This window comes from Pseudomonas sp. S44 (genome assembly GCF_016624805.1).
In the GTDB taxonomy this organism is placed as follows: Bacteria; Pseudomonadota; Gammaproteobacteria; order Pseudomonadales; family Pseudomonadaceae; genus Aquipseudomonas; species Aquipseudomonas machongensis.
Map to the genome: position 1 here is coordinate 133,463 of NZ_JACVTY010000009.1, position 25,063 is coordinate 158,525.

Annotated in this window: 19 protein-coding genes and 1 pseudogene; 16 read left to right on the top strand and 4 right to left on the bottom strand. The window is 65.2% G+C overall.

The features are described 5' to 3' along the window. Positions 1–56 precede the first annotated feature (56 nt). Positions 57–428, top strand: a complete 372-nt coding sequence (locus tag IAE40_RS09865) for a translation initiation factor Sui1 (protein ID WP_054894197.1) — start codon at positions 57–59, stop codon at positions 426–428. 153 nt (positions 429–581) lie between these two features. After that, positions 582–2,495, top strand: coding sequence for an arginine decarboxylase (speA, locus tag IAE40_RS09870; protein WP_197892415.1), 1,914 nt, complete (start codon positions 582–584; stop codon positions 2,493–2,495). A 42-nt stretch (positions 2,496–2,537) separates the two neighbouring features. Here the strand turns inward: speA and IAE40_RS09875 are convergent, their stop codons facing one another. After that, positions 2,538–3,875 carry an MATE family efflux transporter gene (locus IAE40_RS09875; RefSeq protein WP_153774078.1) on the bottom strand — a complete coding sequence of 446 codons (1,338 nt, stop codon included), beginning with the start codon at positions 3,873–3,875 and terminating at the stop codon, positions 2,538–2,540. A gap of 204 nt (positions 3,876–4,079) precedes the next feature. Between IAE40_RS09875 and IAE40_RS09880 the strand changes: the two genes are divergently transcribed. Beyond that, entirely contained in the window at positions 4,080–8,981 is a 4,902-nt protein-coding gene (locus IAE40_RS09880; RefSeq protein ID WP_200603101.1) for an alpha-2-macroglobulin family protein, read from the top strand. Positions 8,982–9,039: 58 nt separating this feature from the next. Here the strand turns inward: IAE40_RS09880 and IAE40_RS09885 are convergent, their stop codons facing one another. Then, entirely contained in the window at positions 9,040–9,333 is a 294-nt protein-coding gene (locus IAE40_RS09885) for a hypothetical protein (protein WP_054894193.1), read from the bottom strand. Between the two features lie 59 nt (positions 9,334–9,392). Between IAE40_RS09885 and pbpC the strand changes: the two genes are divergently transcribed. The 5 genes and pseudogenes from pbpC to IAE40_RS09910 all read left to right on the top strand — a co-directional run bounded on the left by pbpC (position 9,393) and on the right by IAE40_RS09910 (position 16,608). Continuing rightward, positions 9,393–11,753: a peptidoglycan glycosyltransferase PbpC gene (gene pbpC / locus IAE40_RS09890; protein WP_200603102.1), complete on the top strand. Its 2,361-nt coding sequence runs from the start codon at positions 9,393–9,395 to the stop codon at positions 11,751–11,753. Between the two features lie 252 nt (positions 11,754–12,005). Next, positions 12,006–13,592, top strand: a complete 1,587-nt coding sequence (locus IAE40_RS09895) for a collagen-like triple helix repeat-containing protein (protein WP_200603103.1) — start codon at positions 12,006–12,008, stop codon at positions 13,590–13,592. Positions 13,593–13,728: 136 nt separating this feature from the next. Further along, positions 13,729–15,399 (top strand): ShlB/FhaC/HecB family hemolysin secretion/activation protein, encoded by a 1,671-nt coding sequence (locus IAE40_RS09900; protein ID WP_200603104.1) that lies wholly within the window; start codon positions 13,729–13,731, stop codon positions 15,397–15,399. 176 nt (positions 15,400–15,575) lie between these two features. Then, a complete protein-coding gene (locus tag IAE40_RS09905; protein ID WP_153774073.1) occupies positions 15,576–16,034 on the top strand; it encodes a helix-turn-helix domain-containing protein in 459 nt (152 codons plus the stop codon). Further along, positions 16,034–16,608 (top strand): annotated as a pseudogene (locus IAE40_RS09910) (PIN domain-containing protein). Before IAE40_RS09905 ends, IAE40_RS09910 begins: the two are co-directional and overlap by 1 nt. 10 nt (positions 16,609–16,618) lie before the next feature. On the opposite strand, the gene IAE40_RS09915 reads toward IAE40_RS09910, so the two are convergent. Next, positions 16,619–17,029, bottom strand: a complete 411-nt coding sequence (locus IAE40_RS09915) for a response regulator (protein ID WP_054894187.1) — start codon at positions 17,027–17,029, stop codon at positions 16,619–16,621. A gap of 48 nt (positions 17,030–17,077) precedes the next feature. Next, on the bottom strand, positions 17,078–17,254 hold the full coding sequence (locus tag IAE40_RS09920) for a Flp family type IVb pilin (protein WP_063546282.1): 177 nt from the start codon (positions 17,252–17,254) through the stop codon (positions 17,078–17,080). A 283-nt stretch (positions 17,255–17,537) separates the two neighbouring features. On the opposite strand from IAE40_RS09920, the gene cpaB reads away from it, so the two are divergent. From cpaB to IAE40_RS09960, 8 genes are read left to right on the top strand one after another with little or no spacing between them, the layout of a single operon-like run. Then, a complete protein-coding gene (gene cpaB / locus IAE40_RS09925) occupies positions 17,538–18,485 on the top strand; it encodes a Flp pilus assembly protein CpaB (protein WP_197892407.1) in 948 nt (315 codons plus the stop codon). Between the two features lie 18 nt (positions 18,486–18,503). Continuing rightward, positions 18,504–19,748, top strand: a complete 1,245-nt coding sequence (locus tag IAE40_RS09930; protein ID WP_125931334.1) for a type II and III secretion system protein family protein — start codon at positions 18,504–18,506, stop codon at positions 19,746–19,748. Beyond that, positions 19,745–20,935 carry a pilus assembly protein gene (locus tag IAE40_RS09935; protein WP_153774071.1) on the top strand — a complete coding sequence of 397 codons (1,191 nt, stop codon included), beginning with the start codon at positions 19,745–19,747 and terminating at the stop codon, positions 20,933–20,935. Before IAE40_RS09930 ends, IAE40_RS09935 begins: the two co-directional genes overlap by 4 nt. Continuing rightward, the gene (locus IAE40_RS09940; RefSeq protein ID WP_200603105.1) at positions 20,932–22,188 is read left to right on the top strand and encodes a CpaF family protein; all 1,257 of its coding nucleotides are present in this window, start codon (positions 20,932–20,934) and stop codon (positions 22,186–22,188) included. Before IAE40_RS09935 ends, IAE40_RS09940 begins: the two co-directional genes overlap by 4 nt. Continuing rightward, complete coding sequence (locus IAE40_RS09945; protein WP_200603106.1) at positions 22,185–23,066, top strand: type II secretion system F family protein; 882 nt, start codon at positions 22,185–22,187, stop codon at positions 23,064–23,066. The genes IAE40_RS09940 and IAE40_RS09945 overlap by 4 nt, the downstream gene beginning before the upstream one ends. A 1-nt stretch (position 23,067) precedes the next feature. Further along, the gene (locus tag IAE40_RS09950) at positions 23,068–23,955 is read left to right on the top strand and encodes a type II secretion system F family protein (RefSeq protein ID WP_200603107.1); all 888 of its coding nucleotides are present in this window, start codon (positions 23,068–23,070) and stop codon (positions 23,953–23,955) included. A gap of 23 nt (positions 23,956–23,978) precedes the next feature. Further along, positions 23,979–24,680: a tetratricopeptide repeat protein gene (locus IAE40_RS09955; protein ID WP_153774067.1), complete on the top strand. Its 702-nt coding sequence runs from the start codon at positions 23,979–23,981 to the stop codon at positions 24,678–24,680. Between the two features lie 17 nt (positions 24,681–24,697). Beyond that, positions 24,698–24,958, top strand: coding sequence for a DUF3613 domain-containing protein (locus tag IAE40_RS09960; protein ID WP_153774066.1), 261 nt, complete (start codon positions 24,698–24,700; stop codon positions 24,956–24,958). Positions 24,959–25,063: the final 105 nt, after the last annotated feature.

Here is a 25,063-nt window from a genome sequence, read left to right on the forward strand (position 1 = left end):
TCGGTCCAGTCCCCCTGTGGTCCGACCAGTTTTTGTCCTCAGCAAGAGGAACAAAAGTGGCCAAGAAAGCTTCTTCCTTCTCCGCCCTCGGCGGTCTCGTGTTTTCCACCGACGCTGGTCGGCACTGCCCCGACTGCAGCAAGCCGGTGGACGCGTGTGTCTGCAAGCAGCAACTCATCCCCGAAGGCGATGGCATCGCCCGGGTACGTCGTGAAAGCAAAGGGCGTGGCGGCAAGACCGTCACTACCATTACCGGCGTCCCGCTGCCGCTCGAGCAGCTCAAGGATCTCGCCAGCACGCTCAAGCGTCGATGCGGTACCGGTGGCGCCCTCAAAGACGGCGTCATCGAGATCCAGGGTGATCACGTCGAGCTGTTGCTCGCCGAACTGATCAAGCAGGGCTTCAAGGCGAAGAAGTCCGGCGGCTGAGCCAGCCCGCAGGATTTTTTGCCCAGTGCTTTCTAAACTCGTTTCCGTTGCCGGGGTCTACCCCCGAAGACGGACGAATCGTCATTTTCAGCTTCTACACTGCGCCCGCACCCATCGCGGGGCAGTGTCTTGACTTATCTATAGGGGACTTGAATGTCCGTACGACGCACACGCAAGGACGATGGCAGCCAATGGACCGTGGCCGACAGCCGCAGTGTTTATGGTATCCGCCATTGGGGCGCTGGTTATTTCGCCATCAATGAAGCCGGGCGTGTCGAAGTACGCCCTAACGGCCCCGACAGCGCGCCGATCGATCTCTTCGAACAGGTCGACGAGTTGCGCCAGAGTGGCCTGTCGCTGCCCCTGCTGGTCCGCTTCCCGGACATCCTGCAGGACCGCGTACGCCAACTGACCGGTGCCTTCGACGCCAACATCGCGCGCCTGGAGTACCAGAGCCAGTACACGGCCCTTTATCCGATCAAGGTCAACCAGCAGGAAGCGGTGGTCGAGAACATCATCGCCACGCAAAACGTCTCGATCGGCCTCGAAGCCGGCTCCAAGCCCGAGCTGCTGGCCGTGCTGGCGCTGGCGCCCAAGGGCGGCACCATCGTTTGCAACGGCTACAAGGACCGCGAGTTCATCCGCCTGGCGCTGATGGGCCAGAAGCTCGGCCACAACGTGTTCATCGTCATCGAGAAGGAGTCCGAGGTCGCCCTGGTGATCGAGGAGGCCGCCGAGCTCAAGGTCAAGCCACAGGTCGGCCTGCGCGTGCGCCTGTCGTCGCTGGCGTCGAGCAAGTGGGCCGACACCGGGGGCGAGAAATCCAAGTTCGGTCTGTCGGCTGCGCAATTGCTGTCGGTGGTCAGCCGCTTCCGTGATGCCGGGCTCGACCAGGGTATTCGCCTGCTGCACTTCCACATGGGCTCGCAGATCGCCAACCTCGCCGACTACCAGCACGGCTTCAAGGAAGCCATCCGCTATTACGGCGAGCTGCGTGGCCTGGGCCTGCCGGTCGATCACATCGACGTCGGTGGCGGGCTGGGCGTCGACTACGATGGTACCCACTCGCGCAACGCCAGCTCGATCAACTACGACATGGATGACTATGCCGGCGTGGTGGTGGGGATGCTCAAGGAGTTCTGCGACGCCCAGGGCTTGCCGCACCCGCACATCTTCTCCGAGAGCGGTCGCTCGCTGACTGCACACCACGCCATGCTGGTGATCCAGGTCACCGACGTCGAAAGCCACAACGACGAAGTGCCGACCATCGAGAACAAGGAGGCGTTGCCCGAGACCGTGCAGTGGCTGGCCGACTTGCTCGGCCCGACCGACATCGAGATGGTCACCGAGACCTACTGGCGCGCCACCCACTACATGGGTGACGTGGCCGCGCAGTATGCCGACGGCAAGATCAGCCTCTCCGAAAAAGCCCTGGCCGAGCAATGCTACTTCGCTGTGTGCCGTCGCCTGCACAACTCGCTCAAGGCTCGCCAGCGTTCGCACCGCCAGGTGCTGGACGAGCTCAACGACAAGCTGGCCGACAAGTACATCTGCAACTTCTCGGTGTTCCAGAGCCTGCCGGACACCTGGGCCATCGGCCAGGTACTGCCGATCATCCCGCTGCACCGCCTGGACGAAGAGCCCATGCGCCGCGCGGTGCTGCAGGACCTGACCTGCGACTCCGATGGCAAGATCAACCAGTACGTCGACGAGCAGAGCATCGAAACCAGCATGCCGGTGCATGCGGTGCGCGAAGGCGAGGACTACCTGCTGGGTGTGTTCCTGGTCGGCGCCTACCAGGAGATCCTCGGCGACATGCATAACCTGTTCGGTGACACCGACTCGGTAAACATCTACCAGAACGCGGACGGCAGCGTGTACCACGCCGGCATCGAGACCCACGACACCATCGAGGACATGCTGCGCTACGTGCACCTGTCGCCGGAGGAGTTGATGACTCACTACCGCGATAAAGTCGCCAGCGCCCAGATCACCGCCCGGGAGCGGACCCAGTTCCTTGATGCGCTGCGTCTGGGCCTGACCCGCTCTTCGTACCTGTCGTCGTGATCGGCGGGCCGCTCCTGCAAGGTTTGCAGGAGCGGCCCTGCTTCAACCGATCCATGCTGCCCGCTGTTGCAACCGCCACCCCACCCACCCCAGCGTCACCGCGCGCAACCCCATGAATCCGAGAAACGCCAGCCACAGTCCATGGTTGCCGAATCCTCTGAGGGCGAATGCCAGCGGCAACGCGATCGCCACCGATACCAGCATCGCGTTGCGCATTTCGCGGGCACGCGTCGCACCGATGAACAGGCCATCCAGCAGATAGCTCCACACCGCTACCAATGGCAGCAGCGCCAGGTAAGGCAGGTAGGGGTAGGCCGCGTCACGCACGCTTTGGATATCGGTCTGCAAATCGATGAATAGGTGCCCACCCAGCAGAAACAGCCCGGCAAAGACCAGGCTGACGATCAGCGACCAGCCGCAGGCGACCACCAGCGAGCGGCGCAGGGTGTCGCGTTCACGTGCGCCGATGGCGTGGCCGCACAGGGCCTCGACCGCATGCGCCAGGCCGTCCAGGGCATAGGCAGTCAGCAGCAGGCCATTGAGCAGCAGCGCGTTGGCCGCGACCGTCGCCTCGCCCAGGCGTGCGCCCTGCACGGTGATCAGAAGGAACACCAACTGCAAGGCCAGGCTGCGCAGAAAGATATCGCGGTTGACCGCCAGTAGCGGGCGCCAGGCCTGCCAGCGTTTCAGCGCGGCCCAGGCGATGCGTCCCGGATAGGCGCGCAGCGCCGGGCGGGTCAAGGCAAGGCCCAGCAGCGCCGCGCTCCATTCGGCGATCACCGAGGCCCGCGCCGAACCGAGTACGCCCCAGTCCAGTCCGAGCACGAACCACAGGTTGAGGACGATGTTCAGCAGGTTGGTGGTCAGCAGGATCGCCAGCGGTGCGCGGGCGTTCTGGGTGCCGAGGAACCAGCCGACCAGGGCATAGCTGGCCAGTGCCGCTGGCAGCCCGAGCAGGCGGGTATGGAAGAAGTCTTCGGTGGCGCTGTGCAGCGCTTCGCCGGGTTGAATCATGTGCAGCGCAAACTGGCTGAACGGCAGGGCAAGCAGGCCGATCAGTGCGGCGAACGCCAGCGCCAGCAGCAACCCTTGTACAAGCACCTGGCGCAGCGCGGCGCCGTCGGCGCGGCCGGCGGCCTGGGCGGCAAAGCCGGTCGAACCCATGCGCAGGAACCCCATCAGGCCGACCATGAAGGTGAACAGTGTGGCGCCGACGGCGACGGCACCGAGCTGGTGGGCGTGGGGCAGATGGCCGATGACCGTGCTGTCGACCAGTGCCACCAGCGGCACCGAGATGTTCGAAAGGATCATCGGCGCGGCCAGGGCCCAGACCTTGCGGTGGGTGAGGCGGTGGTGCCAGTCGGTGAGCAGTGAGGGCATGCGGGAGTGCTTATCCTGTGGGAGCGGGCTTGCCCGCGAAGGGGCGCATGGCGGCCCCGGTTTTCGGCTGGTGGCCATTGTACCGGCCAGGCAACCAATCCGTGCGAACGCGGTCTCATTTGCCACTGCAGCGCAGGTAGCCTGCCGTACGTTGCGCTATAGTTCCTGCCCTCACCACCCTGCTGCCGAAGAGTCCTCTCTCCCATGTTCAACAAAGGATTGTTGCTGGCCTGCGCGCTGGCCCTGCTCAGTGCCTGTGATTCCTCCTCCAAGGACGCCCCCGCGCCGGCGGAAAAGCCCGCGGCCAGCGCGCCAGCCGAAGCCAAGCCCGCCAAGCGCGAGGACCCGGCAGCGCTCGCCAAGCGCTACGCCGACCGTGAGCTCGACGTGCTGGACGTCTCGGAGGTCCAGCTCGACGGTGCCAGTACCCTGTCGATCAGCTTCTCGGTACCGCTCGATGCCAATCAGGACTTCGCCGCCAAGGTGCACCTGGTCGATACCGTCAAGGGCAAGCTCGACGGCGCCTGGGAACTGTCTGACAACCAGATGGAACTGCGCCTGCGCCACCTCGAGCCGCAGCGCAAGCTGGTGCTGACCGTCGACAAGGGCCTGCTCGCGGTCAACGGCAAGACGCTTCAAGGCGAGTCGGTCAGCCGCCTGGAAACCCGCGACATGCAGCCGACCATCGGCTTTGCCAGCCGTGGCTCTTTGTTGCCTACCCGCCTGGCCGAAGGTTTGCCGGTGATCGCCCTGAACGTCGACAAAGTCGATGTCGAGTTCTTCCGGGTCAAACCGGAAATGCTCTCGACCTTCCTGGTCAACTGGGGCCGTAACAGCAGCCTGTACTACTACCAGTCCAAGGAAACCCTGGACATGGCCGAGCTGGTCTACAGCGGCCGCTTCGACCTGAACCCTGCACGCAACACCCGCGAAACCGTGCTGCTGCCGATCGCCGGGATCAAGCCGTTGCAGGAGCCGGGCGTCTACCTGGCGGTGATGCGCGCCTCCGGTACCTACGACTATTCGCAACCGGCGACCCTGTTCACCCTCAGTGATATCGGCGTGTCCGCCCACCGCTACCGCGACCGCCTCGACGTGTTCGCCCAGGCCCTCGAGGGCGGCAAGGCCCTGAGTGACGTAACCCTCGAACTGCACGACGACAAGGGCAAGCTGCTGGCCCAGGCCAAGACCGATGGCAAGGGCCATGCCGAGTTGCCGATCACGGCCAAGGCCGACACCCTGATCGCCACCCAGGGCGTGCACACCACGCTGCTGCGCCTGAACACCGCCGCACTGGACCTGGCCGAGTTCGACATCACCGGCCCCCAGGCCAACCCGCTGCAGTTCTTCATCTTTGGCCCGCGCGACCTGTATCGCCCCGGCGAAACCGTGCTGCTCAACGGCTTGCTGCGCGACCAGGACGGCAAGCCGGTCAAGGCCCAGCCAGTGACGGTCGAAGTGCGTCGCCCCGATGAGCAGGTCAGCCGCAAGTTCGTCTGGGAGGCTGACCAGAACGGCCTGTTCCAGTACCAGTTGCAACTGGCCAGCGAAGCGCCCACCGGGCGTTGGCAGCTGCTGCTCGACCTGGGCGGCGGCCGCAAGCAGGTTTACGAGTTCCTCGTCGAAGACTTCCTGCCCGAGCGCCTGGCGCTGGAGCTCAAGGGCAGCAAGACACCGCTCAGCCCCGAAGAAACCGCGCGCATCCAGGTCAATGGTCGCTACCTCTATGGCGCGCCTGCCGCCGGCAATCGCCTGAGCGGCCAGGCCTACATCCGCCCGCTGCGTGAAGCCGTGCCGGCGCTGCCGGGTTATCAGTTCGGCTCGGTCACCGAGAGCGAGCTGACCCAGGACCTGGAACTCGATGAAGTCACCCTCGACCAGGCCGGCAAGGCCACTGTCGATATCGAGAGCCGCTGGGCCGAGGCCCGCTCGCCGCTGCAACTGACTGTGCAGGCCAGCCTGCAGGAGTCTGGCGGTCGACCGATCACCCGTCGCCTGGAGCAGCCGATCTGGCCGGCCGATCGCTTGCCGGGCCTGCGCGGCCTGTTCGATGGCGAAGAGACCGACAGCGATGCCCCGGTGCAGTTCGAGGTGCTGGTCGCCGATCGCGACGGCAACAAGCTCGCCGCCGACGACCTCAAGGTGCGGTTGATCCGTGAGCGGCGCGACTACTACTGGAACTACTCGCAGAGCGATGGCTGGAGCTACAACTACAACGAGAAATTCCTCACCCAGAGCGAAGAAACCATCAGCATCAAGGCCGGTTCCACCGCCAAGCTGACCTTCCCCGTGGAATGGGGCCCATACCGCGTCGAGGTCGAAGACCCCGAGACTGGGCTGGTATCCAGCGAGCGCTTCTGGGCCGGCTACCGCGCCCAGGACAACGCCGAAGGCGGCGCGGTACGCCCGGACCAGGTCAAGCTGGCACTGGACAAACCGTCCTACGCCGACGGTGCTACCGCCAAGGTCACCGTCACGCCGCCTGCCGCAGGCAGCGGCTACCTGATGATCGAGTCGAGCGACGGCCCGCTGTGGTGGCAGGAAATCGACGTACCTGCCGAGGGCAAGACCTTCGAGGTCGAGCTGGACAAGAAATGGGCCCGTCACGACCTCTATATCAGCGCCCTGGTGATTCGTCCGGGCGAGCGCAAGGTCAATGCCACGCCCAAGCGCGCCGTCGGTGTGCTGCACCTGCCGCTGGACCGTGCCGAGCGCAAGCTCGCGGTCAGCCTGCAGGCGCCGGAGAAGATGCGTCCCAAGCAGCCCCTGACCGTCAAGCTCAAGGCCGTCAATGCCGATGGCAGCGTGCCGAAACAGGTGCATGTGCTGTTGTCTGCGGTGGATGTGGGCATCCTCAACATCACCGACTTCAAGACCCCCGACCCCTTTGCCAGCCTGTTCGGCCGCAAGGCCTACGGCGCCGACCAGTTGGACATCTACGGCCAACTGATCGAAGCCGGCCAGGGGCGTCTGGCGAGCTTGGCCTTCGGTGGCGACGCCGCCATGGCCAAGGGCGGCAAGCGCCCGAACACCACGGTCACCATCGTCGCCCAGCAGAGCCTGCCGGTAACGCTCGATGAGAAAGGCGAAGGCCAGGCCACGGTCGATATTCCTGACTTCAACGGCGAACTGCGTCTGATGGCGCAAGCCTGGACCGACGAGCACTTCGGCATGGCCGAAGGCAAGACGGTCGTAGCGGCACCGCTGATCGCCGAGCTGTCGGCGCCGCGCTTCCTTGCCGGTGGCGACCAGACCCGCCTGGCCCTGGACCTGGCCAACCTGTCTGGCCGCGCCCAGCAGCTCAACGTGCAGGTGACGACCGACGGGCAGCTCGACCTCGCTGGGGCTGCCCAACAGAACATCAACCTCGCCGAGGGCCAGCGCAGCACGTTGATGATCCCGGTCCAGGCCCGTGGTGGCCTGGGGCAGGGCAAGGTACACGTGCGTGTCGATGGCCTGCAGTTGCCGGGCGAGACGGCCACTGGCTTCGAGCGCGAATGGACCCTGGGTGTGCGCCCGGCGTATCCGGCCATGCTCAAGCACTACCGCGTGGCGCTGAAGGACCAGCCTTGGACCCTGCCAGAGAATGAGCTGGCCGAGTTCGAATCGGCAGGCCTTGAAGCCAGCCTGGCGCTGTCGAGTCGCCCTCCGCTGAACCTGGCCGAACAGATCCGCGCTCTGGAAGCCTACCCTTACGGATGCCTTGAGCAGACCACCAGCGGCCTGTACCCCTCGCTCTATGCCGATGCCGACGCCCTCAAGCGCCTGGGTATCAAGGGCGAACCGGCCGATGTGCGCAAGCGCAAGATCGAAATGGGCATCGAGCACCTGCTGGGCATGCAGCGCTACAACGGCAGCTTCGGCCTGTGGAGTTCGGACAGCGAGGAAGAGTACTGGTTGACCGCCTACGTCACCGACTTCCTCCTGCGTGCGCGTGAGCAAGGCTACGGCGTGCCTGCCGATGCCTTGAAGAAGGCCAACGAGCGGCTGCTGCGCTACCTGCAGGAACGCAACCTGATCGAGGTCGACTACAGCCAGGACGCCGAGCACACCCGCTTCGCCGTGCAGGCCTACGCCGCCCTGGTGCTCGCCCGCAGCCAGCAGGCGCCGCTGGGTGCGCTGCGCAGCCTGTTCGAGCGCCGCAGCGACGCCCGCTCCGGCCTGCCGCTGGTGCAACTGGCGGTGGCATTGGACAAGATGGGCGACAAGCCGCGTTCGCAGCAGGCGTTGCAGGCGGGTCTTTCCATCGGCCGCGGCAAGGGTTGGCTGGCCGACTACGGCAGCGCCGTGCGTGACCAGGCACTGATCCTGGCCCTGCTGCAGGAGAACAACCTGGCCAGCAACCAGGTCGATCAGCGGCTGTTTGCGCTGTCCGACGAACTGGCCTCCAACCGCTGGCTGTCGACCCAGGAGCGCAACGCGCTGTTCCTCGCCGGTCGTGGCCTGCTGGGCAAGCCCGAAGGCAACTGGCAGGCGCGCCTGGACAGCGCCGGCGAGGTTCGCGAGTTCAACAACGCCGAATCGGGCATGAAGCTCGAAGGCCTGTTGCTGGCATCGCCGCTGAGCATCCAGAACCAGGGCAGCGAGACCCTCTACCAGCAACTGACCCTGTCCGGTTATCCGCGCCAGGCACCTGTGGCCAGCAGCAATGGCATGGAGATCCGTCGCGAATACCTGGGCATGAACGGCCAGGCCCTGGACCTGCGCAACCTGCGCAGTGGCGACCTGGTGCTGGTGCACCTGGCGCTCAAGGCCCAGAGCCAGGTGCCGGATGCGCTGGTGGTCGACCTGCTGCCGGCGGGCCTGGAGCTGGAAAACCAGAACCTGGCGCAGAGCGCGGCCAGCCTCGACAACGCCAGCAGCGCGGTCAAGCAATGGCGCGAATCGATGCAGAACGCTAGCGTGGTTCACCAGGAGTACCGCGACGACCGTTATGTGGCCGCCCTCAAGCTCGACAGCTATGGCACCACGCACCTGTTGTACCTGGCGCGTGCGGTAACGCCGGGCAGCTATCGCATTCCGCCGCCGCAGGTGGAGTCGATGTACCGGCCGAACCTGCAGGCAGTGGGGGATAGCCAGGGCGAGATGGTGGTGCGTAGCCGTTGATGCGACTGTGGGAGCGGGTGAATCCGCTCCCACAGGTTCATGGATGGCGGGCCTTGGGTCAGTGAATGATCCAGCTCAACACCCACAAGCCCAGCACCAGCCAGATGATGCCCATCACGATCGACGCCCGCATGAACGCCCGGATCGCCGAGTACAACAGCATCAGCCCGACGATCAGCGCAAGGATGCTGACCAGCGAGGTGTCCATGCCCAAGGTGCGCGCCAGCCCGTCGATGAAATTGCCGCCGGCATTGGCCAGGAGATTGAACAGCCCGCTCATGATATCGACGATGAACTTGATCACCGCGCCCAGTGCCTGGCCCAACCACTCGAAAAACCCTTCTACATGCATAGCTGCTTCCTGATGATCATCCCAAGCCTTTGGCCATCGTTCGATGGGGTCGGTTCCCGATGCCAGGCGCAAGCATAGTTCGCCCGCGTACGCGCAGCGCAAGGATCTTGCGTGGTATCGGCATTACTGTGTTGTCGAGCGTCGTCTTGCTGTGGCTGGCGGATCGCCTGTGGCCGTTGCCGATGCCGGGCGACGACCTGGCGCGGGTGGTGCTCGCCGAGGACGGCACGCCGCTGTGGCGCTTCGCCGATGCCGATGGCGTGTGGCGCTATCCGGTCAGCCCCGAGGAAGTATCGCCTTTGTATCTGCAGGCGCTGCTCACCTACGAAGATCGCTGGTTCTACGACCATCCCGGGGTCAACCCGCTGGCCCTGGCGCGCGCGGCCTGGCTGAACCTGCGTGGCGGGCGCGTAGTGTCCGGCGGCAGCACGCTGTCGATGCAGGTAGCACGTTTGCTCGACCCCCATGATCGCACCCTGGCCGGCAAGCTGCGTCAGCTGTGGCGTACGGAGCAACTTGAATGGCACCTGTCCAAGCGCGAGATCCTGCAGATCTACCTCGATCGCGCGCCCTTCGGCGGCACCCTGCAGGGCGTCGCTGCCGCCAGTTGGGCCTACCTGGGCAAGTCGCCCAAGCACCTCACGCCTGCCGAAGCGGCATTGCTCGCCGTACTGCCCCAGGCGCCCAGCCGCCTGCGCCCGGATCGCCATCCCGAGCGTGCGCAGCGTGCCCGCGACAAGGTGCTGCAACGCCTGGCCGACTACCAGGTGTGGCCTGAGCAGCGGATTGCCGAGGCGCGCGAGGAGCCTTTGTTGCTCGCCCCACGCCAGGAGCCGGCGCTGGCGCCACTGCTGGCTCGGCGGCTGAACACGGCGGACAGCCCGACGCTGATCCGCACCACGCTCGATGCATCGTTGCAGCGTCGTCTCGAAGACCTGCTGCTCGGTTGGCGTGCACGCTTGCCCGAGCGCACCTCGGCGGCAATCCTGGTGGTCGAGGCGCAGACCATGGCCGTGCGTGCCTACCTGGGTTCCATCGATCTGGGCGATGAGCGCCGCTTCGGCCATGTCGACATGGTGCATGCCCTGCGCTCGCCGGGCTCTACCCTCAAGCCGTTTCTCTATGGCATGGCCCTGGACGATGGGCTGATCCACTCCGAATCGTTGTTGCAGGATGTGCCGCGTCGCTATGGCGACTATCGTCCGGGCAACTTCTCGATGGGCTTCAGTGGGCCGGTGTCGGCCAGTTCGGCGCTGGCGTTGTCGCTCAACCTGCCAGCGGTTCAGTTGCTCGAGGCCTATGGGCCCAAACGCTTTGCCGCGCAGATGCGTATCGGTGGGGTGCCGCTGATACTGCCGCCACTGGCCGAGCCGAACCTGTCGCTGATTCTCGGCGGCGCGGGCAGCCGCCTGGAGGACCTGGTGGGTGGCTATGCCGCGCTGGCGCGTGAAGGCAAGAGCGCGAAGATCCGCCTGCAGCCCCAAGACCCGCTGCTGGAGCGGCGCCTGTTGTCGCCGGGTTCGGCGTGGATCGTGCGGCGTATTCTCAGCGGCCAGGCGCGTCCGGACCGCGATCCGCACGCCGAGCTGGTGCAGCGCCCGCAACTGGCCTGGAAGACCGGCACCAGCTATGGCTTTCGCGATGCCTGGTCGGTCGGGGTCGGCCCGCGGTACATCATTGGTGTTTGGATAGGCAGACCCGATGGCACGCCGGTGCCGGGCCAGTTCGGCCTGGCTTCGGCAGCGCCGCTGATGCTGCAGGTGCACGACCTGCTAAGCAACCGCGACAGCCAGCGCGGTGTTGCCGTGCCCGTGGAGAACGTGCCGGGCAGTGTCGGCGTGGCAGCGATCTGCTGGCCCCTGGGACAACCGATGAATCGTCAGGACCCGCAATGCCGCCGCCAGCGTTTTGCCTGGACCCTCGACGGCACCACGCCGCCGACCTTGCAGGCTGCCGACCAGCCGCTGGGGTTGGGCCTGCGCGAAACGGTATGGGTCAATGAGCGCGGCTTGCGGGTCGATGCCAGCTGTCGGGGGGCGAAAGCATTGGAAATTGCCCTCTGGCCTGCGCCTCTGGAACCGTGGCTGCCACGGGTAGAGCGGCGTAGTGCGCGGCTGCCGATGGTCGATCCTGCCTGTCCACCGCAGGTGCCGCCCAGCGCGCCGCCGCTGTCGATCGTCGGTGTGCGAGCAGGCGACAACTTGCGCCGGCCGCTCACCAGTCACGAGCCACTGCAACTGCACGTATCGGCACTGGGTGGGGCAGGGCGGCGCTGGTGGTTCCTCAATGGCCAGCCGCTGGGCGAGACCGAAGGGCAGGACAGCCTGCTGGTGCGTTTCGAGCAGTCAGGCCGCATCGAGTTGAGTGCGTTGGATGAGAGCGGCGAGACGGCACGGGTCGAGTTCCAGGTGGCGGAGTAGCCGCTCTCAGCCAGCGCTTCCTTGTACTAATGACATGGTATTAAACCTTTCGGTCAGCCATTCGGGCTGCCCTCACAACTCACTGAATTTCATAGGCTTTCCAGCGCCGTCAGCACCTTATTCCCCCGTATTAATACCAACTTACGACCTACCGCCGTCGAACCGCCGGAGCTTCACTGCTGACTGAAGGCATAACGCTGGCCAGCCTGGCCAGCGCGCCTATCCAACAACAAAGCAGTGCGGGAGTCGCCCATGAAAACTCAGGTTTGGATGAAAGCGAGTACGGCATTGGCGCTGGTGATGGCCCTTGGGCTTGCCGGGTGCAGCAGCGGTGGTGGTGGTCATCACAGCGAGGTTGATGGCTCGTCCACCGATGGTGGCGCTGGTGCAGGTGCAGGCGGCGGCTCCGACGGATCGGGCGGCAGCGGTGGTGATGGCGGCGGTATGGCGGGTGGTGGCAACGGCGCAGGCAACGGTGGCACTGGTGGTGGCACCGGTGGTGGAGGAGATGGTACGGGAGGCGGCGGTACCAATCCTGGTAACGGTGGCGGAACGCCAGGCGGTGGTGATGGTGGTGCGGGTGGCGGTAATACGCCGACCCCGCTGGTCACCGGTCAGGTCGTCGGCCAAGTCGGCAATACCGTTTCCGGGCTGGGCGATGGTGTCAGCAACCTGGGTGAGATGATCGGCTCGCTGCCGGTGGCGGGGAACACTTCGCTGACCGGCGGCGTAGGTTCGCTGGTGTCGTCCACGGGTGATGCAGTCAGTAGTGTCGGCTCCGGCCTGAGCGAGGGGCTTGGGCAACTGGGCACCGGAAACAACGCCGTTGGTACGACAGTCGGCGTGGTGGGGGCAGCCACTTCCAACCTCGGGACCGGCGTATCCGGCCTGGGACAGGGCATAGGGGCGCTCGCAACGAGCTCACCGGTCGAGCAGGTTCCGTTGGTCAACCAAGTGGTGGCAGGTGCCGGGCAAGGCGTCGACCGTGTCGGTCAGGCGGTCACCATGCTGGGCAACACGCTGACCCCTGTCGGTACCAGCGGGCCGCTGGCGGGCGCCACGCAAGGGGTAAGCAATGCGTTGGTGCCGGTGGTGTCGCTGGTGGAAAACACCACTGCCAATGTCACCCGGCAAACCGGGCTCGCTGGCCCGCTGAACCAGACCCTCAACCAGGTCGGCGGGGCGCTCGACCAGGCCGGGCAACAGGTTGCAGGCACCGGCAACGGCAATCCATTGACCAGTACGCTCGGGCAAGTGGTGAGCAATGTGGGTAGCACCGTCAGCACCACCAGCGGCCTGGCCCCGACAACCGGCGGCGCACGCACTGGCCTGCTGGAAACCGTTGGCGGCGTGGTTGCTGGCGCTGGCAGCGGGCTGGCGGCGGGCACTGGTAATCCGGCGGTAGCGTCGGTAGGTGGCAGCACGGGCCAGGTTGGCAACACCGTCGCTGCGCTCGGCACGGTGCTCGGTGGCAATGGCGTCACCAATACGGCAGCAGGTGCTCCGGTGGCAGCGGTGACGCAACAGGTGAGCGCCGGTGTGACGCCGGTCGTCAGTGGCGTGGCCAGTGTGACCCAGCAGGTTGGTGCTGCGACGGGCGTCGGTGCGCCGGTCGCCGGGTTGCTCAATCAGGTGGGCGGTGCGGTGGCCAGTGCAGGCAGCCAGCTTGGCGCGGCCACCGGCAACCCGGTAGTCAGCCAGGTGGGCACGACGGTCAGCGCAGTCGGTGGCACCGTTGGCCAGGCCGGCACGCTGGTCAATGGCAGCGGTAGCCAGGGTGGCGGGCTCGGCGGCGTACTGGGCGGTGTGACCGGTGCCTTGGGCGGCGTGCAGCGTTGATAAAGTGCCCGGCGGATCTTTTTCGCTGATCCGCCGGGCGCTCGGTTAGACGACGGCTCGCTCAGCACCTACGCTTGCATTGACAAGGGCGTCCCTGCCGGGCGCCCCTGGTTCCACAGGATCATGGAGTGTCCGAATGCGTCCACTGCTGGTGACGATGCTGGCGCTGTCCTGGGCCTGCGTGGCCCGCGCCGAACCCCTCCCGAGTTTTCTCAACAGCAACGAAACCGAACGCCGCCTGCCCACGCCGAATCTACCGGTGGACGCCTACCGTCCGGGCAAGCCTGGGCTGAATGTATCGGCACCAGCGGCACCCCAACAAACGCCATTGCAGATGAACACCCAGGTCCTGGTGCGCAAGGTGCGCTTCGAGGGCGGGACCGTCTACCCCTTGGCAGATCTGCGCGAGCATTACCAACCGATACTCAATCGCAGCGTGACCCTCGCTGAACTGATCGAGGTCACCCGACGCCTGACCCAGCGCTATCAGCAGGACGGCTACCTGTTGTCCTACGCCTACCTTCCGCCGCAAGACTTCGCCGATGGCCGCGTGCGGGTGGTGCTGGTGGAAGGTTATATCCGCGACTACGAGGTCCAGGGCGATATCGGCTCCGCATCGGGCTATGTCGAGCGTCTGGTGAACAAGCTCAGGGCCGAACGGCCGCTGACGCGCAAGACCTTCGAGCGCTACACCAGCCTGATCAGCCGTATCCCCGGTGTCACCTTCCAGGCCCAGGTGCCGCCACCGGGCACCACCGACGGTGCCACGCGCCTGATTGCCCAGGCTTCGCGCAAGCCCTTCACCACCACGCTCAACCTCAGCGACGGCAACCGTGACGACCTGCAAGCGCTGCTGGGCGCCAGCAGCAATGCCCAGACCCGCTTCGCCGAGCAGTTGAGCGCCAGCGTGCTGGTGCCACCGGGCGAGGACAAGGAACACTATTACCGCGTCGACTACAGCCAGTTCCTGGATGACGAGGGTACGCAACTGCTGTTGTCGGCATCGCGCTATCGCAGCGACCCGAAGGCACGCATTCGCCTGGACAACGGTATCGACCTGACCCAGCACCGCGAGAACGAGCGTTACTCGATCGGGCTCAGCCAGGCGTTGATCGCCTCACCGACCGAATGGCTGGATGTGGTCGGGCGCTTCTATGCGGTCAATGACCAGATCGACTACCAGGTCGTGGGCTTCCCGCTGAAGCTCGACAGCCACACCGACATTCGCGCGCTGTCGTTCGAGGGTGATTGGCGCAAGGCCGAGGCCAAGCGCCTGCGCATCCTCAGCGCCGGGGTCTACCAGGGCCTCGACCATTTTGGCGCACGCACCAATGCAGGCTACGACCTGGACTTCCTGCGCCTGCGCCTGTCCGGGGTGCAGAGCGACAATTTCCTCGAACACTGGCAAGGGGTCGTATCCGCTGCCGGTTACTGGAGCAACGACAGTTTGCCCGACAGCGAACGGGCGGTGTTCGGCGGGCAGAACTTCGGTCGTGGCTACCCCAGCGACCAGGCCTCCGGCGACAAGGGCTGGGGCCTGGCCTATGAGCTGAACTACAGCATCCAGCGTGAGGGTCAGTGGCTGAAGGTGCTGCAGCCCTATGTGGTGCTCGATACCGCGCGGGCCTGGTTCAACGAACTGGAGGTGCAGAAGGCGAAGATGTCGTCGGCGGCGGTAGGGCTGCGGTTTGGCGATGCGCGCTATTACAACATCGCGCTGGAGGTGGCCAAGCCCATGTCGGACATCGCCCTGGACAGCCTGAACCGGCGGCCGCGGTTCACGGTAAGCTTCAGTTATCAACTGTAGGGAGGATGGATCTTCCTAGGAACTGTCTGACCTGATCTGTCGAATAGCGTCTGATTGTCGCTCATGGGGGGCCTGTCTAGTCTTTGCGAGGACGTCAGGGAAGGGAAGTTGGTGATACTTGATTGTTCTTATTTCGAATATGTTGAAGTGAACAGAAGTCTTCAGCGAGAAAGTTCATGACTGTGCCTATCCGTACCGAGTTTCCCGAGGCCCGTGAAGTAGCAGCCGCTGTGCAGGGGCAACGAGACCTGGCAGCCGTGCTATGCACCCAGGCTGACATGCAGCGCATCGAGATCTACGACGCCGATAACAAGGCGCATGCCGTCGAGCTGCCAACCAGTGCGCTGCGGTTGCTCCTGGACATACTGGGAGAGTTGGCACGGGGCAACTCTGTGCGGGTAGTGCCGGTCCACGCGGAGCTGACCACGCAGGAGGCTGCGGATCTGCTGAGTGTTTCGCGCCCTCATCTGGTGAAACTGCTCGAGGAAGGAGCCTTGCCCCATCACAAGGCGGGTCGACATCGTCGTGTTCTCTTCTCTGACCTGATGACCTACAAACAGCAGCGGGATCAGGCCAGCCGCAAGGCGATGGACGACTTGACCGCGCTATCGGAAGAGCTTGACCTGGGGTATTGATGCGTCACTCACCGTTCACCACGATTTACGACGCATGCGTTCTTTATCCCGCCCCTTTGCGCGACTTGCTGGTCAGGCTCGCTGGCAAGGCCTTTACAGAGCCAGATGGAGCGCCCAGATCGATGATGAATGGAAAAGGAATCTGTTGCTGAAACGGCGGGATCTTACCCGGGGGCAATTGGACCGTATTTCCACACTGATGGAAGCGGCGATTCCCGATGCACTGGTTGTCGGTCATGAATCCTTGTACCCGGCTCTGAATCTGCCCGACCCCGATGACGTACATGTTCTTGCCGCCGCGATCAGAAGCAACGCGGAAGTCATCGTGACGTTCAACCTGAAAGACTTTCCCCCATCCGCATTGCGCTGTTTCGGTGTAGAGGCACAGCACCCTGACGAATTCATCATGGACTTGTGGGACCTCGATCAGGCTGCTGTTCTGGAGGCTGTGGCTGAAATGCGGCGCAGCTTGGTTCGTATGCCTTACACCGCCGAAGCCCTGCTGGAGTGCTATTCGAGGCAAGGCCTACCGCAGAGGGCAGGAGTTTTGCGCGACTTCGCCTTGTTGATCTGAACGCATTGGCCTACCGCCCCACCACCTGCATCACCGACTTGGGAAACAGATTGTCGAGTGTCTCCAGCAAGCGGGCGTGGTAGATCGGTTTGCGAAACAGGTCGAGCACATGCAGGCGCAGCAGGTCGCTGACGTCGTCCATATCGGCATGGCCGGACATGACGATCACCGGCAGATGCTGGCGGGCGGTGTGGTCGCGCAGGCGCTTGATCAGGCCGATGCCGCTTTCTTCGGGCATGCGCAGGTCGGTGATCACCAGGGCCACATCAGGGTAGCGGGTGAGCTGTTGCAGGGCTGTCTTCACCGAGTTGGCGGTGTGGCACTTGAAACCTTCGTTTTCCAGCAGTTCAGCCAGCTCTTGCAGTGCCTCTTCCTCGTCGTCCACCAAAAGAATCTGCTGGCGCGAGGAAGAGTTCGGCATGCTTGGCTCCTGTTGGCCTGGCGTTATGCTGCGGCGTGCTGCTCAAGGTCATAGCGCCCCGGAGATGGCGCTGAACATCGTGGTGATCTTGCCGGAGATCGTCGGTACGAATGGCACCAGCACCACCGCGACCATTGCGGCGATCAGCGCGTATTCGATACCGGACGCGCCGTCCTTGCGGGTGATGAAGTTCTTGCAGTGCTGAAGGATCCGTTGCAGTTGCATGGCACATCTCCTTGCGCCGACGGCGCGGGGTAAGGACGTGGCTAAGTAACGTCCATTTGCCATCATAGAATTGCCAAGCTGGCGAAGCCTGCAAATGTAAAAAGGCATTAACTCTAAAGTATTGGAAGCCAAGGCTTTTTCTAAGTACCTGTTTTCCCTGCATGTCCGCGTGCCAGACGAAAAAATCCCGTTTCCGCTCATGGCGAACGGTGAGGTCTGCGCTACCGTTCAATAGCGAAATAGTTTCGTTTTGCCAGCAATCTAATGGCGCAGGGAGGCGGAGATGAGCAGTCGCTTGACCATGGTCCTGGCTGTCCTGTTTCTTCTCGGCGCAGTACTCGCAGGTTACTGGGGGCTGGTGCTCAGCCGCCCGTCCACACCCCCCGTCAGTCCTGCTCCCACAGTCGCCGAAGCGCCTGCCGAAGTGATTGCGCCACCTCCCCAACCGCCCGAACCGGCACGTTCACCCATCGTTGTGTTGCGCAGGGCGCTCCCGGCGAACACGCCCCTGACCGAGGACGATGTGCTGCTAGAGCGCCTGCAAGTGGTGCCTGCCGGTGCGTTCCAGCACATCGACCAGGTGCTCGGTCGCTCCAGCGCGCGTGCGCTGTCGGCGGGCAGTTGGCTGGACGAGGCGAGCTTTCAGGCGGGCGGGCCACTGTCGCGGATGATTCGTGCCCACGAGCGCGCGGTGGCCGTGGGCGTCGACGATGTGGTGGGGGCGGCCGGACTGCTGCGCCCAGGCGACTACGTGGACGTATTGCTGTTTCTGCGCGAGGAGAACAACAACCCGCAGTCTTCAGCCCAGGTGGTGCTGCCGGCCCTGCGCGTGCTGAGTGTCGGCGAGCAGATGGGGCTGGCCAACGATGGCCGGCCGGCGCAAACCGTCGAGGAGGAACAGGCCCGGCGCGAACAGCACGGGAGCCAAGGCAGCGTCGGCGCTACCCGCACCGTCACCTTGGCCGTACCCGAAGCCCTGGCCAGCCGGCTGATGCTCGCTGCCCAGGCCGGCACCCTGCGCCTGGCCGTACGCAGCGCCGATGAACAGCGCCTGGCCCGTTACTGGGCCGAACCTGAGGCGCGGCCGCAGGTCGAGAGCGCCGGACGCGAGCTCTATCGCTTCAGCCAGTTGTCCCAGTCTCCCGTGGCCAGCGCTGCTCCCGCCAACGCTGCGCCCAGCATGCAGATCATTCGTGGCGCCAAGGCTGCCGACACCGACAAGACTCCCTGACCAGGCAAGGATGCAGCGATGCGACGTTCCGAGCGTAGTTTCCGACATGCGTGCCGTGCACTGCTCCTGACGGCACTGGTGCCCCACGCCCAGGCGGCGGTGAAGGGGTGCGAGGCTTTCGGCCAGTTGCCCTCGGTGATCGAGATGGACCAGGGCCTGCAGCAGGAACTGCGCCTGCCGCTGGCGATCAGCCGGGCGGCGGTGGGCGAGCCCAAGGTCGCCGACGTGCAGGCCAGCGGCGATCGCGCGGTGCTGCTGACCGCCGTGGGGCCGGGCAATACTACGTTGATGTTGTGGACCGCCTGCGCGCCAGCGCCGCACCGGACCATGCTGTTCGTCAAGGGTCGGGCCAGTGCCGACATGGCAGAAGGCAGCCTGCTACCGTCTCAGGACGCGCAGTTGCCAAGCCAGGTGCAGGCCGATATCCGCTTCGTCGAAGTGCGCCGCAGCAAGTACAAGGAGGCAGGTGCGCGGCTGTTCTTCAAAGGCTCGAACAACAGCCTGATCGGCTCGCCGGGAACGGTGCCGAATACTGCTGTGACCCCAGGCTCGGTGCCGATCACCCGCCCCGCGATCCCGCTCGACGACAACGTCTTCAACATCGTCTGGGGCGGTGGCAGCAGCAAGTTCCTGGCGGCGATCAACGCCCTGGAAAACAGCGGCTTCGCCTACACCCTGGCGCGCCCCAGCCTCACTGTGCTCAGCGGCCTGACGGCCAGTTTCCTGGCCGGTGGCGAGATCCCGGTCCCGGTGCCCAGCTCCGGCAGCGACAACGTGTCGATCGAATACAAGGAGTTCGGCGTACGCCTGGCGCTGACCCCGACCGTGGTCAGCCGCGACCGTATCACCCTGAAGGTTGCCCCCGAGGTCAGCGAGCTGGACTACAACAACGCGGTGAACATCGCCGGCACCCTGGTGCCGGGGCTGAGCGTGCGGCGCACCGACACCAGCATTTCCCTGGCCGATGGCGAGAGCTTCATCATCAGCGGCCTGGTCAGCAACAACACCCGCTCCTCGGTGGACAAGCTCCCCGGCCTGGGCAACCTGCCGATCCTCGGCGCGTTCTTCCGCCAGTCGGCGCTGGTGCGCGAAGAGACCGAACTTTTGATGATCGTCACCCCGCACCTGGTCCAGCCGCTGGCGGCCAATGCGCGCCTGCCGCAGTTGCCGGGCGAAGCACTGCGCACCTACGACCCGAGCTGGGGCCAGCTGTTCTTCATGGAAAACGGCAACTTCGAAGGTCAGGGGGGGTTATCACGATGAACGACAGCCTCAACCAGACTTACCTGGCCATCACCCGCAACGAAGACGACCTGCAGTGGCTGCAGGACGCCCTGGCGCCGCAGGGGCAGGTGATCGGCGCCAGCGCAGGCACCCTCGACGAATTGCTGGCGCTGTTGGATGTGACGTTCAGCAACCTGGTGTTCATCGGCCTTGACCGCGAGCAGTTGGTCAGCCAGTGCGCGCTGATCGAAGGCGTGCTGGAAGCAAAGCCGATGCTGGCCATCGTCGCGCTGGGCGATGGCATGGACAATCAATTGGTGCTGCATGCCATGCGTGCCGGTGCGCGCGATTTCGTCGCCTACGGCTCGCGTGCCAGCGAGGTGGCCGGGCTGGTGCGCAGGCTCGGCAAGCGCCTGCCGACGGTGACCAACAACCCCAAACTGGGTGGCCTGACCGTGCTCTATGGTGCCCAGCGCGGCGCCGATGGCGCGCTGCTGACCACCCACCTCGCGCGGGTGGTGCAGGAGAGCGGCCAGCAGACCCTGCTGCTCGACCTGGGCCTGCCGCGCGGCGACAGCCTGGCCCTGCTCGGGCTGGAGGCGTCATTCTATTTCGGCGATGCCTTGCGCCACCTGCGTCGGCTCGACACCACGCTGATCGACAGTGCCTTCACCCGCGACAAGGGCGGCCTGCGCTTGCTGAGCTATGCCGAGAACGACGATCCGCTGCGCCAGACCAGCGCCGCCGAGCTGTACATGCTGCTCAGTGCCTTGCGCCAACACTTCCAGCACATCGTCGTGAACCTGACCGGGCATGCCGACAGCGAAGCGCTGCGTACCATCGTCAGCCATTGCGACAAGCTGATCGTCTACACCGACCAGAACATCCTGGACTGCCGGCGCAACCTGGAAGTGCTCGAACAGTGGCGCGACCGCGGCATGAAGCTCGAGCATGCCAGCTTGCTGGTGGACCGCTACCTGCGCAATGTCGCCCCGGATGCCGAGGCGCTCGCCAAGCGCTATGGCCTGCCGCTGCTCAAGGTGATGCCCGACTGCCCAGAGGTGCGCATGAACGTGAAGAACCAGGGCCTGAGCCTGTTCGAACTGGCCCCGCGCGAAGGCCTGACCCAGGCCCTGCGTGCCCTCGGCGAGCGCCTGGCCCGGCGCTCGGAAAACCTCGCCCCACCGAGCTTCCCCTGGCTGCGTCGGCTGTGGGGTAGCAAATGAGCGGCGACGAACCCTTCGGCGGTCAGCGCCACGCCTCGGGCGACCCGCACGCGCTCAAGCGTGCGCTGCATCGCTTCGCTATCGACGCCATCGAAGACAGCGGGCGCAACCTGCTCGAAGGCGCACGCCCGGCGTTGACCCAGTTCGTCCTTGAACAGGTGGGTGACTATGTCGGGCGCTTGCGTTTGGCGCTGTCGCGCTACGAGATGGAGCGCCTGGCCGAGGAACTGGTCGATGAACTCACCGGCTTCGGCCCGCTGGAAGTGCTGCTGCGCGATGCCAGCGTCACCGAGATCCTGGTCAACGGCCCGCACCGGGTGTTCGTCGAGCGGGCCGGGTTGTTGCAGCAGACCGACCTGCGCTTCATCGATGCGCACCATGTCGAACGGGTCATGCAGCGCATCCTTGCGCCCCTGGGGCGACGCCTGGACGAGTCTTCGCCGATGGTCGATGCGCGTCTGCCCGATGGCAGCCGGGTCAACGCGATCATCCCGCCAGTGGCGCTGGACGGGCCGTGCCTGTCGATCCGCAAGTTCCGCCAGGACATGCTCAAGAGTGCCGACTTGCTGGCCACCCGCGCCATCGATCAACCCATCTTCGATTTCTTCGAGCGCGCCGTGGGCCGTCGTTGCAACATCCTGGTCAGCGGCGGCACCGGTACTGGCAAGACCACGCTGCTCAATATCCTCAGTCAGATGATCGCGCCGCGCGAGCGCCTGGTGACCATCGAGGATGTTGCCGAGCTGCAGCTTCACCACCCCCACGTGGTGCGTCTGGAAACCCGGCCACCGAACGCCGAGGGCCATGGCGAGATCAAGCCCAGCGAGCTGATCCGCAACGCCCTGCGCATGCGTCCTGACCGCATCATCCTTGGCGAGATTCGCGGCGCCGAGGTGCTCGATGTGCTCACCGCGATGAACACCGGCCACGACGGCTCGATGAGCACCGTACATGCCAACACTGCACAGGACGCCCTGCTGCGCCTGGAGACCCTGGTCGGCCTCAGCGGCCGACAGATCGCCGAGAAGACCTTGCGCCAGATGATCTGCGCGGCGCTGGATGTGGTGATCCAGTTGACGCGTTTGCCTGATGGCAGGCGTTGCGTCTGCGAAGTGCTGGAGGTGGTCGGCGTACGTGAGGATGTGTATGTGACCAATACCCTGTTCCGCCTCGACCGGCGCGGCGGCGAGACCTTCCAGCGCGAGGCGCCGAACCCGGCAGGCAGCAAACTGCGTCAGGACGGTGTGTTGTGATCGGGCCTTTGCTGCTGGCGCTGGCGCCGCTGCTGCTGGGGGCCGCCATGCTGCTGTTTCGCCTGGGCTTGTACAAGCGCGGCGAGGAGCGCGTCCTGCAGCGTCTGGGGCGCGCCTACCAGACGATTCGAACGGGCAGTGCCCGGCGCGACTGGCTCGACCCGCTGCTGCAACGGGCCGGCCTGATCAGCGCTGACGTGCGTCCGCAACGCTGGCTGCTGGCGTGGTGCGGGCTGGTGCTGGTGGCGGTGCTGCTGGCCGGTTGGCTGGCCGGCCTGATGGTGCTGCTCGGTACGCCGCTGTCGGGCTATCTGTACTTGAGTTGGCGATGCCGTCGGCGCATGCGTCAGCTCGTCGAGCAACTGCCCGGTCTGCTCGACTACAGCGTGCGCAGCCTCAAGGCCGGTCGGACCCTGAGCGATGCGGTGCTCGGCGGCATCGACGGCACGCGCGAACCGTTGCATTCGACCATGGGCCGTGTGCGCCGCAATGTGCAGATGGGCGTGCCATTGGAGGATGCGCTGAGCGAGCTGGCCGAGCTGTACGACCAGGACGAATTGCGCCTGTTCGCCCTGGGCCTGCGCATCAATCAGCGCTATGGCGGCAATGCCAGCGAACTGATGGAAAACCTGATCAAGCTGATCCGCGAACGTGAGCAAGGCGCGCGCCAGCTCAAGGCCATGACCGGCGAAACGCGTGTCACTGCGTGGGTGCTGGGGGCCTTGCCGCTGTTCATGGTCGGCTACTTCCTGACGGTCAACCCCAACTACCTGATGAGCCTGTGGCGCGACAGCAGTGGGCAGTGGCTGCTGTTCCTGGCCTTTGCCCTGCAGGCGGTCGGCTGCCTGGTGCTGTGGCGCATGATGAGGAGTCTTTGACATGGCCCTGCTGATCTGCGCCCTGTGCCTGCTCGTCGTCGCCCTGTTGCTGGGGTTGCAGGCCTCGCGTCAGTTGCGTGCGCGCTACCTGGTTACGCGGCGCCTGCAAGGGCGCCTGGCCCGCGAGGAACGCCTGGGCGACATGCTGCACTGGCTGGGCAGCAGCCCGCTGGGGCAACGCTTGCAGACGCTCGACGGGGAAACCCAGGGCCTGCTCGAACGGATCGGCTGGCGTCGCAGTCGCCAGCGCGCGCTGTTCGCCGCCGTGCAACTGGGATTGCCGTTGCTGGCCATGGGGCTGGCGTTGCTGCTGCAGCATGCCTTCATCGGCGTCGATGCCCTGCATTGGCTGGTGCTGCCAGTGTGCGCGCTGGTGATCGGCTACCTGTTGCCCAAGCGCCTGTTGGCGCTGGCTGCCACGCGCCGGCAACAGCGTATCGCCCAGGAGGTCAGCCTGATGATTCCGCTGCTGCGTATTCTCTTCGAGACGGGGCTGGCCGTGGAGCAGGCGTTGCGTGTGCTCAGCCAGGAGGGACGGACACTGGTGCCGGAGATCAGCGAAGAACTGCGCCAGGTTTTGCAACGGGTGGATTCGGGGCTGTCGCTCGGCCCGGAGCTGGAGAAGACCGCTCGGGTGCTGGCAGTGGATGAGCTCGTCGACACCTGCGTGATCCTTCAGCAACTGGTGGTGCAGGGCAGTGGCGGGATGAAGTCGCTGCTGGCGCTCAAGGCGCTGCTCGACGATCGACGCCTCACGCACCTGCAGGAGCGAGTGTCGAAGATGTCGGCAAAGATGTCGGCGGTGATGATGGTATTCCTGTTCCCGGCCTTGCTCATCGTCCTGGCCGGGCCAGGTTTTTCTGCGTTGGCACGGGCCTTGGGGGTCTAGGGCCTGAGTCTAGGGAGAGAGGGATGAAAACGATCCTGTTGTTCACCGGCATGCTGCTGCTGGGCGGTTGTGCCGGGCAGTCGGCGCAGGGGCTGGGTGCATTGTTCGGCGGCCCAGGCTGTGGCAAGCCGGATGCCGACCAGCAACTGGCGTTGAACCTGGCGGACGAGATGCTCAATGAGGGGCGCCCGCATGCCAGCCTGGCGCACCTCGAGCAGTTGCCGAACACCCTCGACCAGGTGCGCCTGCGCAAGGCCAGGGTTTCGCGCTTGCTGGGGCGTAGTGAGGCCGAGCCCCTGTACCGCAGCCTGCTGGGGGGCTGCCTGGCGGCCGAGGGCGAGCATGGTCTGGGCCAGCTCGCCTCGGCGCGTGGCGATGATGCGCAGGCCTTGCAGAACCTGCAGCGCGCGGTGCGCCTGGCGCCCACTGACGAGCGCGTGCGCAACGACCTGGGCGTGGTGCTGATGAACCTGGGGCGATACGAGCAGGCACGCTTCGAGTTCCTCACGGCCATCGAGCTGAAGGACGACAACGCCTTGGCGGCGGTAAACCTGGTGACCCTGTCGCTGGTACAGGACAACTGGCAACAGGCGACCGATCTGGTCGGTCGCCTGCACTTGCGCCCCGAACAGTTCGCCGATGCCCAGGCCCGGGCCAGGCAGGTGAAATCCACCGGGCGTGGTCCCATTGCGTTGGCCAATGGTGCCGAGGCGGTGGTCAATTGAGCAGGAGGAGGGTGGTCATGTTCAGGTATCTGATGGTGCTTGCCGGGTGTGCTTGCGTGTCAATGGCGATGGCCCAGGAGCCACCTCGCCAGGCAGAGGCGCAGACGGCCACCGAGGCGTTGCTGCGGGTGCAGTCCAGTGGTGAGCAGGCGTCGAACCGGTTGCAGGTGCAAACGGCGCAGGAGCGCGACCAGTCGATGCAGCGCTGGCTGGACACCTACAAGTATGTGATCCCGGATTTCTATCGTTGGACCAAGATGACGTCTTCGAACAACTGAGTGCGATAGCCGCAGGAGCGGCGATTCGGCGCCCCGACTTGTCCCGCGAGCACGGGCGCAGCCCGTGCCAGGCAGCGCGGTGTCTTTTTCGCGGGCAAGTCGGGG